Source organism: Streptomyces sp. NBC_00388 (genome assembly GCF_036061255.1).
Classification (GTDB): domain Bacteria; phylum Actinomycetota; class Actinomycetes; order Streptomycetales; family Streptomycetaceae; genus Streptomyces.
In genome coordinates this window covers 2,216,268-2,229,962 of the sequence record NZ_CP107948.1, presented here as the reverse complement: position 1 = coordinate 2,229,962, position 13,695 = coordinate 2,216,268, and the positions used below count along the sequence as shown (strand labels likewise).

General features: G+C 72.8%; 13 protein-coding genes. 6 read left to right on the top strand and 7 right to left on the bottom strand.

Features of this window, described 5'->3' with window-relative positions; all coding sequences use genetic code 11:
- Positions 1-28: 28 nt before the first annotated feature.
- On the bottom strand, positions 29-682 hold the full coding sequence (locus OG917_RS10165) for an HAD-IA family hydrolase (RefSeq protein ID WP_328317242.1): 654 nt from the start codon (positions 680-682) through the stop codon (positions 29-31).
- Between the two features lie 169 nt (positions 683-851).
- The gene (locus OG917_RS10160) at positions 852-1,442 is read right to left on the bottom strand and encodes a peptidoglycan-binding domain-containing protein (RefSeq protein ID WP_328317241.1); all 591 of its coding nucleotides are present in this window, start codon (positions 1,440-1,442) and stop codon (positions 852-854) included.
- Positions 1,443-1,923: 481 nt separating this feature from the next.
- Here OG917_RS10160 and OG917_RS10155 point away from each other — a divergent pair, with 481 nt between their 5' ends.
- Positions 1,924-3,963, top strand: a complete 2,040-nt coding sequence (locus tag OG917_RS10155) for an MDR family MFS transporter (RefSeq protein WP_328317240.1) — start codon at positions 1,924-1,926, stop codon at positions 3,961-3,963.
- A gap of 72 nt (positions 3,964-4,035) precedes the next feature.
- On the opposite strand, the gene OG917_RS10150 is transcribed toward OG917_RS10155, so the two are convergent.
- A complete protein-coding gene (locus OG917_RS10150) occupies positions 4,036-4,512 on the bottom strand; it encodes a GNAT family N-acetyltransferase (RefSeq protein ID WP_328317239.1) in 477 nt (158 codons plus the stop codon).
- Between the two features lie 98 nt (positions 4,513-4,610).
- Between OG917_RS10150 and OG917_RS10145 the strand changes: the two genes are divergently transcribed.
- On the top strand, positions 4,611-5,228 hold the full coding sequence (locus OG917_RS10145; protein ID WP_328317238.1) for a hypothetical protein: 618 nt from the start codon (positions 4,611-4,613) through the stop codon (positions 5,226-5,228).
- On the top strand, positions 5,228-5,980 hold the full coding sequence (locus OG917_RS10140) for a hypothetical protein (RefSeq protein ID WP_328317237.1): 753 nt from the start codon (positions 5,228-5,230) through the stop codon (positions 5,978-5,980). The genes OG917_RS10145 and OG917_RS10140 overlap by 1 nt, the downstream gene beginning before the upstream one ends.
- Here OG917_RS10140 and OG917_RS10135 read toward each other — a convergent pair whose 3' ends face one another.
- Together OG917_RS10135 and OG917_RS10130 are read right to left on the bottom strand one after the other, a co-directional pair.
- The gene (locus OG917_RS10135) at positions 5,981-6,307 is read right to left on the bottom strand and encodes an antibiotic biosynthesis monooxygenase family protein (protein WP_328317236.1); all 327 of its coding nucleotides are present in this window, start codon (positions 6,305-6,307) and stop codon (positions 5,981-5,983) included. It abuts the gene before it with no gap.
- Between the two features lie 44 nt (positions 6,308-6,351).
- Complete coding sequence (locus OG917_RS10130) at positions 6,352-7,437, bottom strand: DUF2330 domain-containing protein (protein ID WP_328321777.1); 1,086 nt, start codon at positions 7,435-7,437, stop codon at positions 6,352-6,354.
- A 527-nt stretch (positions 7,438-7,964) separates the two neighbouring features.
- Here OG917_RS10130 and OG917_RS10125 point away from each other — a divergent pair.
- Positions 7,965-9,992 (top strand): bifunctional glycosyltransferase 87/phosphatase PAP2 family protein, encoded by a 2,028-nt coding sequence (locus OG917_RS10125; RefSeq protein ID WP_328321775.1) that lies wholly within the window; start codon positions 7,965-7,967, stop codon positions 9,990-9,992.
- A 12-nt stretch (positions 9,993-10,004) separates the two neighbouring features.
- On the opposite strand, the gene OG917_RS10120 is transcribed toward OG917_RS10125, so the two are convergent.
- Entirely contained in the window at positions 10,005-10,556 is a 552-nt protein-coding gene (locus tag OG917_RS10120) for a MarR family winged helix-turn-helix transcriptional regulator (protein ID WP_328317235.1), read from the bottom strand.
- A gap of 115 nt (positions 10,557-10,671) precedes the next feature.
- Between OG917_RS10120 and OG917_RS10115 the strand changes: the two genes are divergently transcribed.
- Positions 10,672-11,679: an EamA family transporter gene (locus tag OG917_RS10115; RefSeq protein ID WP_328317234.1), complete on the top strand. Its 1,008-nt coding sequence runs from the start codon at positions 10,672-10,674 to the stop codon at positions 11,677-11,679.
- Between the two features lie 5 nt (positions 11,680-11,684).
- Positions 11,685-12,323 carry an NAD(P)-dependent oxidoreductase gene (locus tag OG917_RS10110; protein ID WP_328317233.1) on the top strand — a complete coding sequence of 213 codons (639 nt, stop codon included), beginning with the start codon at positions 11,685-11,687 and terminating at the stop codon, positions 12,321-12,323.
- A 75-nt stretch (positions 12,324-12,398) separates the two neighbouring features.
- On the opposite strand, the gene OG917_RS10105 is transcribed toward OG917_RS10110, so the two are convergent.
- The gene (locus OG917_RS10105; protein ID WP_328317232.1) at positions 12,399-13,643 is read right to left on the bottom strand and encodes a cytochrome P450; all 1,245 of its coding nucleotides are present in this window, start codon (positions 13,641-13,643) and stop codon (positions 12,399-12,401) included.
- Between the last annotated feature and the right edge of the window lie 52 nt (positions 13,644-13,695).

Here is a 13,695-nt window from a genome sequence, read left to right as displayed (position 1 = left end):
CGGGGCGGGCCGTCGTGTGTCCGTGCCGTCAGTCCGTGACGTGGACCAGCAGTGTGCCGTCGGCGGCCTGCTCGACGCGGATCCACGTCAGGTCGGGCACCTGTGCGGTCGGCCGGTGGGCCGCGGCGCGCGGGCCCACGCCCACCACACGCATGCCTGCCGCCTTGCCTGCGGCGATCCCCGCCCCCGAGTCCTCGAAGACGATGCACTCGCCGGGGGCGAAGCCCAGTTCGGCGGCGCCCTTGAGGAAGCCCTCCGGATCGGGCTTGCTGGCGCCGACATTCTCCGCGGTGACCCGGACCTCCGGCATCGGCAGCCCGGCAGCCGCCATCCGGGCTCCCGCGAGTGCCGCGTCGGCCGAGGTGACCAGGGCGTGCTGCAGCCCGGCCAGGGAGGCCATGAATTCCGGGGCGCCGGGGACCGGGACGACGCCCTCGGTGTCGGCGGTCTCCAGGGCGAGCATCTCGCGGTTGTCGGCGTAGTTCTGCTCGACCGGGCGGTCAGGGAGCAGGATGGCCATCGTCGCGTAGCCCTGACGGCCGTGCACCACCTTGAGCGCCTCGCGCGGGTCCAGGCCGTGATCGACGGCCCAGCGGTTCCAGACGCGCTCGACGGCGGCGTCCGAGTTCACCAGCGTCCCGTCCATGTCGAGGAGCAGGGCACGTGCGGGCAGGACGGTCATCAGGTCTCCAGAGGTGCGGGCGCAGCGAACAAGGCGGCCCCGCCCGCCGGTCAGGGAGTACGGGCGGAACCACTTTGTTCCATCAGGATACAAAGCAGAGCGTGCTGTGCGCCAGCCGTCCTGGTCACACCCCGGGCGGCCCCGGGGGCCCGGACGGTCCGGACGGCTCTCAGGGCTGGGTCATCGCCTCCAGCGCACGCCGGGTCGGCGCCCCGTAGACGCCCGGCGGGTCGTCGTCGATGCCCAGCCAGGACTGGAACGTGCGTACCGCGTCGCCCACGTGCGCGTCGAACCGGCCGTCGGCGGGACCGCGGTAGAAATACAGTCGGCCCAGTCGCTGCTGGAGCTCCACGACCCCGGGACCGCTGTCGCCCTGGCGCAGTACGGCCGCTGTCGGCGCCACGGACCGGGGCGGGCGCGGGCCCGCGGTCCCGGTGGGGGACGCCGAGGGCGTGTACGAAGGGGGCGGCGGGGTCACAGCGGCCTCCGGGGACGCCGTGGAGGCACCGGCCGCGGGCTGCGGGGAGGGAGCGCCGGTTGTGGACGGTACCGGCCGCGCTGCCGTGGACGGCTCGGTGGAGCGGGGACCGGGGGCCGCGGACGCGGAGGGCGGGGCCGACGGCAGGACCGGGGCGTCGGGGGCGCTCGTCACCACGTCGGGCAAGGCCCGGTCGTGCGAGGGGGCGCCCGGTGAGAAGAGTCCGGCGGCGAACGCCGCGCCGCCCAGCACCGCCACCGCGGCCACCCCGCCGGCGAGCACGGTGAAGGGTCTTCGCCGCCGTGCGGGCGGTTCCGGCTCCCGGCCCGGGCCCGCCGGCCCCGGCATCCCGGCCGGCCCCGCACCCGGACCGCTCGCCCCCGGGCCCGCCGGCCCCGGCATCCCGGCCGGCCCCGCACCCGGACCGCTCGCCCCCGGGCCTTCCGCGTCCGCACCCGGACCGCTCGCACCCGGACCACCCGCATCCGTACCGGGACCGGGTCCCCGCCCCGTACCCGGAACCGCGTACGGGCCCGGATCCGTGCGGGGCCCCGCACCCGGCTCCGTGCCCGCATCCGTCACCCGGTCGGCGGTGGGCGGGGCTGCCGGGTACGCGGCCCCCACCACGTCGTCCCGTGGATCCGGCGGTGGATCCGGCAGCCGTACGTAGGGCCGTACGCGCAGCGGATCAAAACCCTCGTTGCTCACTGTGGCCACCCCCTTGAACTCGCGGCGATTATGCCGCAGCACCAGGATGGGAGACATGGCTCAGGAAACCCCGGCACCCCCGGCGGCGCCGGTGGCGGCCGACGGGCAACCCCAGCGGTCCGTCCTCGTGGCGATCGGCGCCCTGCTGCTCGGAATGCTCCTCGCCGCACTCGACCAGACGATCGTCTCCACCGCGCTGCCCACCATCGTCAGCGACCTCGGCGGTATGGAACATCTGTCGTGGGTGGTCACGGCCTATCTGCTGGCCTCCACCGCCGCCACCCCGCTCTGGGGGAAGCTCGGCGACCAGTACGGCCGCAAGAAACTCTTCCAGACGGCCATCGTCATCTTCCTGATCGGCTCCGCCCTCTGCGGTATCGCGCAGAACATGCCGGAGCTCATCGGATTCCGTGCGCTGCAGGGGCTGGGCGGCGGCGGCCTGATGGTGCTGTCGATGGCGATCGTGGGCGACATCGTCCCGCCCCGCGAACGCGGCAAGTACCAGGGGCTGTTCGGTGCCGTCTTCGGCGCGACGAGCGTCCTGGGCCCGCTGCTCGGCGGGCTCTTCACCGAACACCTTTCCTGGCGCTGGGTCTTCTACATCAACCTCCCCATCGGTGTGATCGCCCTGGGGGTGATCGCGGTCGTGCTGCACATCCCGGCCCGCTCGGCGAAGCACACCATCGACTACCTCGGCACGTTCCTCATCGCGTCGGTCGCCACCTGCCTGGTGCTCGTGGCCTCGCTCGGGGGCTCCACCTGGCCGTGGGCGTCGGCACAGATCATCGGCCTCGCCGTTCTCGCCGCCGTACTGATCGCCGTGTTCCTCCACGTCGAACGGCGCGCCGCGGAGCCCGTACTGCCGCTCAAGCTCTTCCGCATCAGGACCTTCGTGCTGTGCTCGCTCATCAGCTTCATCGTCGGCTTCTCGATGTTCGGCGCGATGACCTATCTGCCGACCTTCCTCCAGGTCGTCCAGGGCGTCTCGCCCACCATGTCCGGCGTGCACATGCTGCCGATGGTCTTCGGCCTGCTGCTCTCCTCGACGGCCTCCGGCCAGATCGTCAGCCGCACCGGCCGCTGGAAGGTCTTCCCGGTCGCCGGGACGGGCATCACCGCGATCGGGCTCGCGCTGCTGCACCGGCTGACCGATCACAGCTCCACCTGGTCGATGAGCATCAGCTTCTTCGTCTTCGGGCTGGGGCTCGGCCTGGTCATGCAGGTCCTGGTCCTCGCCGTGCAGAACGCCGTGAGCTACCAGGACCTGGGCGTCGCCACCTCCGGCGCGACCTTCTTCCGCTCCATCGGCGCCTCGTTCGGCGTGGCCATCTTCGGCACCATCTTCACCTCGCGACTGCACGGGAAACTCAGCGACGCCCTGGCGGGCCGGCCGCTGCCGCCCGGGGTGAGCGCGGACAGGCTGGAGGCCGACCCGCGCGCCATCTCCGCACTTCCGCCGCAGCTGCACCCGCAGGTGCTGCACGCGTACGCCTCGTCCATCACCGACGTGTTCCTGTACGCGGTCCCCGTGGTGCTGCTCGCCTTCGTCGTCTCCTGGTTCCTCAAGGAGGACAAGCTGCGCGGCTCTGTGACGACCCCCGAGGTCACCGAGACCCTCGCCTCCAACCCGGTCCAGCGCTCGTCGTACGACGAGGTGATGCGGGCCCTCTCGGTCCTCGGACACCGGGAGGGGCGCCGCGAGATCTACGAGACGATCACCGCGAAGGCCGGTTACGACCTGCTCCCCGCCACCAGCTGGCTGCTGCTGCGCATCAGACGCCACGGTCTGGTCGAACCGGCCCAGCTGGCCGAGATGGCGCCGGTCCCGCTGCGGGCGATCACCGAGGCGGCCCGGCAGGCCGAGGAACGCGGGCTCGCGGTACGCGAAGGGGTGCAGCTCGCGCTGACCGATCCGGGTGTGAACGTCACGGCCCGCCTCGCCAAGGCCCGCGAGGAGTCCCTCGCCGAACTGCTCGGTGACTGGTGGGGCCCCGAGCGGCCGACCGATCTGGTCGTCCTGGTGGAGGAGCTGAACGCCGAGCTGTGCGGCTCGGACGCCGAATGGCCGCGCGAGCACGAACCGCGGACCGTGTAGCGGCGCCCGCGGACCGTACGGCGCCGACGGCGGAGCGGGGCCGGGCCGCCGGGCCCGACCCGCGGGCGGGCCCTACAGGTCCTTCCCGTACCAGACCTCCATGTACGGGCCCGTCGTGTAGGCCGGGATCTCCCGGTAGCCCTGGCGCACGTACAGTCCGCGTGCCTCGATGAGATCGAGGCGGGTGTTCAGCACCATGCGCCCCGCACCGAGCTGCCGCGCCGCGTCCTCCAGCCCGGCGAGCAGCAGCTTGCCGCCGCCGGTGCCGCGCCGGCCGGGCCGGGTGTACACGCGGGTCAGCTCCGCGGTGGCCGGGTCGAGCAGGAGCACCCCGCCGCAGGACGCCGGTCTGCCCTCGTGCCGTCCGACGAGGAACTCCCCTGTGGGACAGGAGAGTTGCTCGACACCGTCCCCGGCAAGGCCCGCGTCGATCTCCTCCTCGGTGGCCGGCCGCTTCCAGTAGCGGCTCGCGACCTCGTCGTAATAGGAACGGCGCAGCGCGTACGCGTCGGGGGAGTTGAAGGGCTCGGGGGTCACGGTCCATGTCACCGGAGCATTGTGACGGCGGCCCCGCCGTTTGGCACGCGGATTCCGGGACACTCGAACGGCGTACGAATGACCGCCCGTCCGCGAGGAGGAAGGCACTCATGTCCACCGTCCTGATCGTCGCAGTAATCGTGGTGTTCGTCGCCGTTGTCGCCGCGTTTCTGTACTTCGGTCCCGGCAGGGGAAACCGCCGGGGCAGCCTGAGGAGCCGCTTCGGGCCCGAGTACGACCGGGTGCTGGCCCGTCATGGCGGGGACACCGGGGCCGCGGAGGCGGAGCTCGGTGAGCGGGTGAAGCGGCACGGCTCGCTGGAGACGCGCCCGCTGACCCCCGAGACACGTGAACGGTATGTGTCCCGGTGGACCGGGATCCAGGAGCAGTTCGTGGACGCGCCGCAGCAGGCGGTGGCCGAAGCGGAGCAGCTCGTCGGCGCACTGGCGCACGAGCGGGGATTCCCGGCTGCCGAGGACCGCGAGAACCATGTCGACGCGCTCTCGGTGCACCACCCGCACCATGTCAACGGCTACCGCACGCTGCACAGTTCGGTGGAGTCCGGGGCGGGCACCGAGGACCTCAGGGCCGCGCTCCTCGAAGCGCGCGGGCTCTTCGGTGAGCTGGTCTCCACGAAGGAGCACGATCCGGACCACGGGCACGCGCGGGCCCGCGACCGCCAGAAGGTGCTGCCGGGGCGGCACCAGCCGAAGGGAGAAGGTGCGTAATGGCCTACGAACAGGAGCGACCGGTACGGACCGGTCTGCCGGAGCAGACGGACCGCACGCAGGCAGCGCCCGGCAGGACCGGGGCGGCGCACGCCGGGAGGGCCGGCCGGGTGCCCGACCCGACGGCCGGCGTCCAGGACCCGGTGGCCGGCAACGACCTCGACAGGGACGGCGACCCGCTCGGCGCCCCGCCCCGCCCGGCCGCCGTTCCGGACGGGAGCGGTGCGGGCGTACGCGGCCCCGATCCGCGGGAGCAGGCCGGCCGCGTCCCGGACGTACGCGGTGACGGCTTCGAAACAGGGACGGCAGGCGCGCACCGGTCCACGCCGGTACCGGACGCCGTCGCGGAGTCGGGCGCGGACCCCGCGGCGGATGTGCGGGGGAGCGGCTTCGAGACCGACGAAGCGGCCCGGCACACGCCTGCCCACGCCGCCGGCCACGCCCGGACCGCGGGCGACCTGTCCGCCACCGGCCCGGCCGGCGGCGGGCTCGTGTCCGCCGGTGAGCGCGAGGAACTGGAGCGCCGTCTGCAAGGAGCCGTCAGCGGCTTCGTCGACGCCCCGAGGGAGGCTGTCGAGCAGGCCGACCGGGTCCTCGACGAGACGGTCACCCGTGTGACCGCCCTCCTCGCCGAACGGTCCGAGAGCCTGCGGACGTCCTGGCACGGCAGGGACGCGCATGCGGAGACGGAGGAGCTGCGGCTGACGCTCCGCACCTACCGTGAGGTGACGGAGCGCCTGCTGCAGCTGTGATCAGCCCTTCTTCGGGGCGGCCTGCTGGACGACCTCGAAGGACCACAGGGTCGAGCCGGAGGCGGCGGGCTTGGGACGCTCGCCGCCTTCCGCGCTGCCACCGTGGGCGCCGCGCATGGAGGTCGCCATCCACTTGTCGAAGTCGGCCTCACTGGCCCACCGCGTGTAGACGAGATACTGATCGGTGCCCTCGGCGGGGCGCAGCAGCTCGAACCATTCGAAGCCGTCGGAGTTCTCCACGGACCCGGCACGGGACGCGAACCGCTTCTCCAGCACCTCGCGCTGCTCGTCGGGGACGGTCAGGACATTGATCTTCACGATGCTCATATCGCCCATCCTGCCGTACCCGCGGGGCGCCCGAGCCGGGCGGGTCAGACGAGCGGCGGTGGTGCGTGCGCCGGTGGCGGAGGCGTGACCGGGCGGCGGCGTCCCGCACGTACCAGCAGCAGCGCGGCCACCAGGAGCACCACCAGCACACCGCCCACGGTCAGCAGCCAGACCGGAATGCCGCCCGCTGTCAGGAGGCGTTCGTCATGGATCACCCGCTGGTAGGGGCGGTCGGACGCGGAACGCCGCAGCTCGTGGTCCCCGTTGATCCGGGACGGCTCGGGGAAGCTCTGGTCCAGCGCGGTCAGATACCGCTCCCCGGCCGCGAAGCGGCCCAGTACGCCGGTCGGCGGGATCCTTCCGGCATACGTCACCTCGGGGGGCAGCCCGCCGATCGTGCCCCGGGTCTCCATCCGGTGCGCGGCCAGCACGTACAGCCCCAGGGTCTGGGGGTTCCGCGCACGGCGGGACAGCCGCATCGGATAGACGAGCCGGTCGCTCGCGAAGCGCAGCCGCAGGGGGTCCAGGACCCCGGCGAGCGTCCCGCCCTCGCGGTCGGGGGCCAGCCGCACCGCTACGTACTCCCACTTCCGGTCGACGTAGGGCCGCAGGTCCTCCGGCATTCCGTGCGGCAGCCGGAAGCCGTTCTGCCGGAGCCAGCCGTCCAGGGCGCCGGGGTCGGTGGCCGTCAGCCTGGCGACGTCGAAGGGGCCGAGCCGTTCGCGGCCCACGACACCGACGGCGGGCGCGCCCGGCGGGCGGGGAACGGCGGAAGCGCCGTCACCGGAGCCCGGGCCGAACGGCCAGTCGCCGCCGCGCGGCCAGAAGTGGTCACGGGTTCGGTGGACCGGAGCCGTGACCGACTCCAGCGCGTCGAAGAGCGCGTTGTCGCCGAGCGTGACCGTGGCCCGGTGCGGGACCGGCATGATCCAGGCCGCCTGCGACGCGTTGCCCGCGACCGTCAGGCTCATCACGATCTGCTCGCTGCGGCCGTCCCAGCGCACGACCGACGTCTCGCGGTCCACATTCAGCCGGGACGCCGGATCGTGGACCAGCGCCCCGCATCCACAGGCGTACGCCGGTGCCATCAGCGATCCCAGCTGCACCACCAACAGCGCGAGCACCACCATCAGCGCTCTGCTCCGCAACCCCGCACCCCCTGTCCGCACTCCCCGTACCCGCATCCCCCGTGGCCTCCCCTTCGCCCCGTCGTGCCGCCGTCCGACACGAGCACAGACGGCGGACGGGCGGGGCCGGTTCCGGACAACCCGGTGCCGCTCCCGCGGGGCCGCGGAGGGAACGCGGCGCGGGGTTCACGGACCGGAGCCGTCTGCGGGCCGGCGCCCGCAGTGCTTGAATGGCCGGGCGAGGGGCCGGCCACCGGCCGCCCGGGGCGACAGTCACGGGGCCCGGCGGCGCCGTACCCCCAACGGTCTTCCTCACCACGGCCCCTGGCCGGAACCGTAGGGGCCGGGTCAGGTGAACGGGGGGTTGCCTGCGTCACTGCTCCGGAGCAGTGCGAGTCTCTTCAGACACAGGGACCGGATATTTCCGGCGATGAGGACGGGCGGAGGGCCGGCGCGGCGTGGCGAATGACGGGCACAACGGGGCGCGGACAGCGGTGGGCGCGGAAGCGGGAATCGAGCGGGCACGGGCGGTGCTCTGGCTGGTCGTCGCCGCACTGGCGGTCCGCCAGGTGGCGGCCATACTCCGGCTGCCGCCCGGCAGACGCCTCACCGACCTGGAGACGTGGACGGGCGCCGACGGGGTCCTGCACCTCGGGGGCCCGCTCTACGCGACCGGCGGGTTCACCGGCACCCCGTTCGCCGGTCTCGTCCTCAAACCGCTGACCCACTCCGCCGAGCAGAGCCTCGGCGTCGCCTGGACCTTCGGTTCGCTGCTGCTCGTCGTCATCCTCGGCATGGTCGTGGCGCGCGCGCTGCCGGGCGAGATCTCCCGGCGTACGTCGCTGATCGCCGCCCCCGTCGCGATCAGCCTGCTGATGCTCTCCCTGCCGGTGCGCAACGCCTTCCACCTCGGCCAGACCAGCATCATTCCGGTGCTGCTCGTCCTGCTGGGGTGCTTCGCGGTACGGGACGAGCGCGCCTCCGGCGTGCTCATCGGGCTCGGAGCCGCGCTCCAGCCCACCGTGCTGCTCTTCGTGCCGCTGCTCTGGCTGACCGGCCGCAGACGCGCCGCGCTCTCCGCCACCGCCGCCTTCGCCCTCTGCACCGCGCTCGCCTGGGCCGTCATGGCACGCGACTCCTGGACGTACTGGATCCACCATGTGGCGGGAGCCGGTCTCGGCTCGCACCCGGACGGGCTCGCCAACCAGTCCATGCACGGTGCGCTGCTGCGCTTCGGGCTGCACGGACCGCTGGAGATCGTGGTCTTCCTGGTCCTCGCCGTGGCGGTCTCGGTGCTGGCGCTGCGCCGCGCCGCGCGTTACGCGAAGGACGGACAGCTGCTGCTCGCCGTCGCGGTGACGGGCTGCGCCGCCGTCGCGGTCTCGCCGACCGCCTGGCAGCACCAGCTCCTCTGGGTGCTGCTCGCCGTCGTCGGCCGGGTCGGCCGGCGCGCCGCGGACCGGATGGTCTGGCCCGCCGTCGTCGTACTGGTCAGCACGCTGCCCGGCACGATGCTGCTGCCCAACATGGCGGCGCTGTACCCGGTGCGGGACAACGCGGTGCTGCTGACCGCGCTGGCGGCGGCCTGTGCGGTGCCGTTCCTGGGCCGCACCGCGCCCGGCTGGGACGCGGCCGAGCCCACCGTGTACGCGACCCCCGTGCCTGCCCGCTGGAGCCGGGTCCCGCTGCTGCCGTTCTGGCGGCGCGTGCTGACCCGTCCGAATCTCCTGCTGGAACTCCTCGCGATCCGCGTCGGCTACTCGGTGTACTCGCACATCCGGGCCGCCGCGACCGGTGGCCGGTCCGCCGCCGAGGCGCACGGCCGTACGGTCGTGTCGATCGAGAAGGCGCTGCACATCGACATCGAGCACTGGGCCAACCACGCGGTGGTGAAGGTCCACTGGCTCGAAGCGTTCTTCAACTTCTACTACGAGTCGTTCCACTTCGTGGTGCCGCTGGCGATCCTCGCGGTGCTGTACGTCCGCCGCCCCAGTGACTACCGCTGGGCGCGTACGTCGCTCTCGTTCGCCACGCTTCTCGGCCTGGTCGGGTTCTTCTTCTTCCCGCTGGCCCCGCCCCGGCTGATGCCGGGCCTGGGCTTCATCGACTCGGTCCACGGCGTGCAGGACCTCGCGCACCCCGACTACGGCGCGATGACCGCGATGACCAACCAGTACGCGGCGATGCCCTCACTGCACTTCGGCTGGGCGCTGTGGTGCGGTGTCACCGTCGCGGTCCTGGTCCCGAAGCGCTGGATGAAGGCGGTCGCGCTGCTGCACCCGCTCTTCACGGTCAGCGCGATCATCGCCACCGCCAACCACTGGGTGCTCGACGCGATCGGCGGTGCGACGGTGGTGGCGCTCGGCTTCGGGCTCACCTATCTGCTGGCCGGACCGCGCAGGCTGCAGGCGCCCGGCGTTCTGGCGCCCGGCGGCGTGACCGGGACGCCCGGCGGGGCCGACGGTGACGCGCGGCCCTCTGCCGGGAGCGGCTCCGGGAGCGCTCGGCCCGCGACGCCTCCCGCGGAGCAGGAGCCCGAGGCGGCCGGCACAGGCTGACGCCCTCCCCGCTCAGCCCAGCTCGGTGTCCCCGAGCGAGACGAGCAGCCGGCGGAGGGCCGCGTCGATGGTGCCGCGCTCCGCCGGGGTCAGCCCGGACAGCATCCGGTCCTCGTTCTCCACGTGGGCCACGACCGCCGCCTCCACCACGTCGTAACCCTCGCCGGTGAGCCGTACGTTGACCGCGCGGCGGTCGGTGGGGTGCGCACCCCGGGTGATGAGCCCCTTCTTCTCCAGCCGGTCCAGCCGGTTGGTGATCGCGCCGGAAGTGACCATCGCGGAGCGCAGCAGTCCGCCGGCCGTCAGCTCGTAGGGCGCGCCCGCGCGGCGCAGCGTGGCGAGGACGTCGAACTCGCCGTACTCCAGGCCGAACTGCGCGAAGACCGGCTTCATGCCCTTCTGGAGCAGGTTGCCGGCGCGGGTGATGCGGCCCACCAGGGCCATCGCGTCCAGGTGGCCGAGGTCGGCCCGCTCACGCTGCCACTGGGCCGCGAGCATGTCGACGGCGTCCGTGCGGGTCGTATCCGTGGGGGGCTTCCCGCCGCCGTTCCCCGGTCCTGCCATCACACGCTCCTGTGTCTCTCAATGTTGAGATACTTGACGTTCGCCGGTCGTCGCGTCATATTTACCTCAACGTTGAGATTATCAATCCTGAGATTGCCAACGTTGAGGGGGGATTATGCCTGTCACCGTACCGGCCTCCGCGCCCGCTTCCGGTGGCGCCGTCCGGCCGTCCGGCCGGGGCGGCACCGTGCTGAGCGCCGCGCTCGCGGCCCTGGGTCCGCTCACCTGGGGCACCACATACGTCACCACCACCGAACTGCTGCCCCCGGACCGGCCGTTGCTGCTGGCGACGGTGCGTGCGCTGCCCGCCGGGCTGATCCTGCTGGCGGTCACCAGGCGGTTGCCCCGTGGTGCCTGGTGGTGGAAGTCGGCCGTCCTCGGGCTGCTCAACTTCGGCGCCTTCTTCCCGCTGCTCTTCCTCGGCGCCTACCGGCTGCCGGGCGGTGTGGCCGGCACGGTCAGTGCGGTGCTGCCCCTGCTGGTGGCCGTGCTGGGCTTCTTCGTGCTGCACATCCGCCCCACCGGCCGCACCCTGCTGGCCGGCGCCGTGGGGGTGATCGGGGTGGCCCTCCTCGTCCTGCGCGGCTCGGCCCGGGTGGACCCGCTCGGTATCGGCGCGATGCTGCTCGCCACCGCTCTCATGTCGCTCGCCGTCCTCCTCGCGAAGCGCTGGGGGCGGCCCGAAGGAGTCCCGCTGCTGGCGCTGACGGGATGGCAACTCACGGCGGGAGGTGTGGTACTGGCCCCGCTGGCGCTCGCCGTCGAGGGGCTGCCTCCCGCGCTGACCGGCAGGAACATCGCAGGCTTCGCCTACCTCGGGCTGATCGGCACGGCCCTCGCGTACGCCATGTGGTTCCGGGGCATCGAGCGGCTGCCCGCCGCGTCGGTCGCCTTCCTGGGGCTGACCAATCCGATCGTGGCGACCCTCGCGGGCCTGCTGCTGCTCGACCAGACGCTGACCGCCTGGCAGGGCGGCGGACTTGCCCTGGTGGTGGCGAGCGTGGCGCTCGGCCAGCGCGGGTCACGCCGCCGGGACAGCGCGATCCCGGCCCCACCCGCCGGCCCGGCCGATTCCCACAGGCCGGCCCGGCCGAGCGCCGCCGACCGAGCAGGACGGAGTTGAGAACGATGCACATCACCGTGTTCGGAGCAGCGGGGAGCGTGGGCAGCAGAGTGGTGGCCGAGGCGCTCTCCCGAGGCCATGAAGTCACCGCCGCCGTACGCGACCCGGCCCGTGCGGCAGCCCTGCCGCCCGCCGTCCGCGTCCGCACCGGGGACGCCGGCGACCCCGACGACGTGGCGGCCCTGAGCGAAGGCCAGGACCTGGTGATCAGCGCGGTGCGCCCGCCCGCGGGCCGCGAGAGCGAGCTGGCCGTGACGACCGCCGCGGTGCTGGAGGGGGTGGCGCGCGCCGGGGTGCGGGTGCTCGTCGTCAGCGGCGCGGGAAGTCTCACGGTGCCCGGCGCCGGAGGTGCGACCGTGGCCGAGGGTGCGGACTTCCCGCCGGACTGGCGCCCCATCGCGCGCGCCTGCGACGCACAGCTGGCGGTGTGCCGTGCCGACACCGCGGCCGACTGGGCCTGCCTGAGCCCGGCCGCGCTGCTGCGGCCCGGCACCCGTACCGGCCGCTACCGGCTGGGCGCCGACGAACTGGTGGTCGGCGCGGACGGCAGCTCGTCGCTCTCCCTGGAGGACCTGGCGGTCGTGCTGCTGGACGAGGCCGAGAAGCCCCGGCACCGCCAGGTCAGATTCACCGCCGGGTACTGAGACCGGCCGGACGGGGGCCGGCCGGAACGGGGGCCTGCCGGCCCGCGCGGGCGGGCCCCGGGGCCCGCCCGCCGGTCAGCCGCTGTTGACCCGGAGCTCCTTGATCCCGTTCAGCCAGGCCGAGCGCAGCCGCCGCGGGTCGCCGGTCAGTCTCAGGTCCGGCAGGACGTCCGCGATGGCGTTGAAGATCAGGTTGATCTCCAGTACGGCGAGGGACTTGCCCAGGCAGAAGTGCGGGCCCCCGCCGCCGAAGCCGAGGTGCGGATTGGGGTCCCGGGTGATGTCGAACTGCTCAGGGTCATCGAAGACCTCGGGGTCGTTGTTGGCCGACGAGTAGAAGATGCCGACCCGGTCGCCGGCCTTGATCCGCTGTCCGCCCAGCTCCAGATCCTGGGTCGCCGTGCGCTGGAACGAGACCACGGGCGTGGCCCAGCGCACGACCTCCTCGGCGGTGGTGGCGGGCCGTTCGGCCTTGTAGAGCTCCCACTGGCCGGGGTGGGTGAGGAAGGCGTGCATCCCGTGGCTGATCGCGTTGCGGGTGGTCTCGTTGCCCGCGACGGCGAGCAGGATGACGAAGAAACCGAACTCGTCGGACGACAGGTTCCCCTCGCCCTCGGCGGCGACCAGGGTGGAGACGATGTCCTTGGCCGGGCACTCCTTGCGGTCCGCCGCGAGGTTCATGGCGTACGAGACGATCTCCATCGCCGCCTCGGTCCCGACCTCCTCCGTGATCGCGTACTCCGGGTCGTCGTACGCCGCCATCTTGTTGGACCAGTCGAAGATCTTGGACCTGTCCTGCTGCGGTACGCCGATGAGCTCCGCGATGGCCTGCAGGGGCAGCTCCACCGCGATGTTGGTCACGAAATCGAAGGACCCGTCGTCCGCCGCGCCCGCCAGCGCGGTCCCGACGATGGAGCGGGCCCGGTCGCGCAGCGCGTCCTCCAGTGAACGGATGGCGCGCGGGGTGAAGCCGCGCTGGACGATCTGGCGTACGCGGGTGTGCTCGGGCGGGTCCATGTTGAGCATGATCAGCCGCTGGACGTCGATCTGGTCGCGGCTGATCGACTCGTTGAAGCGGATGACGGCGGTGTTGGTGTTCGAGGAGAACAGCTCCGGGTGCGTGGAGACGTACTTGACGTCCGCGTGCCGGGTCACGGCCCAGTACCCGTCGTCGCCGAAGCCCGCGATCCCGGTCGGCTGGGCGCACCACCAGACCGGCGCGGTCTGCCGCAGCTGTGCGAACTCCGGGTGCGGGACCCGGTCCTGGAGCAGATCCGGATCCGTGAAGTCGAATCCTTCGGGCAGATGGGGGCAGTGCATCGGCTCCTCCAACTCCAGGTCTGGCTGACTGTGTCCGACCGCAGCCTGTCTG

Coding starts and splice junctions, on each gene's coding strand:
- OG917_RS10165 (WP_328317242.1), bottom strand. CDS start 682: ATGACCGTCCTGCCCGCACGTGCCCTGCTCCTCGACATGGACGGGACG.
- OG917_RS10155 (WP_328317240.1), top strand. CDS start 1,924: ATGGCTCAGGAAACCCCGGCACCCCCGGCGGCGCCGGTGGCGGCCGAC.
- OG917_RS10145 (WP_328317238.1), top strand. CDS start 4,611: ATGTCCACCGTCCTGATCGTCGCAGTAATCGTGGTGTTCGTCGCCGTT.
- OG917_RS10140 (WP_328317237.1), top strand. CDS start 5,228: ATGGCCTACGAACAGGAGCGACCGGTACGGACCGGTCTGCCGGAGCAG.
- OG917_RS10135 (WP_328317236.1), bottom strand. CDS start 6,307: ATGAGCATCGTGAAGATCAATGTCCTGACCGTCCCCGACGAGCAGCGC.
- OG917_RS10130 (WP_328321777.1), bottom strand. CDS start 7,437: ATGGTGGTGCTCGCGCTGTTGGTGGTGCAGCTGGGATCGCTGATGGCA.
- OG917_RS10120 (WP_328317235.1), bottom strand. CDS start 10,556: ATGGCAGGACCGGGGAACGGCGGCGGGAAGCCCCCCACGGATACGACC.
- OG917_RS10115 (WP_328317234.1), top strand. CDS start 10,672: ATGCCTGTCACCGTACCGGCCTCCGCGCCCGCTTCCGGTGGCGCCGTC.
- OG917_RS10110 (WP_328317233.1), top strand. CDS start 11,685: ATGCACATCACCGTGTTCGGAGCAGCGGGGAGCGTGGGCAGCAGAGTG.
- OG917_RS10105 (WP_328317232.1), bottom strand. CDS start 13,643: ATGCACTGCCCCCATCTGCCCGAAGGATTCGACTTCACGGATCCGGAT.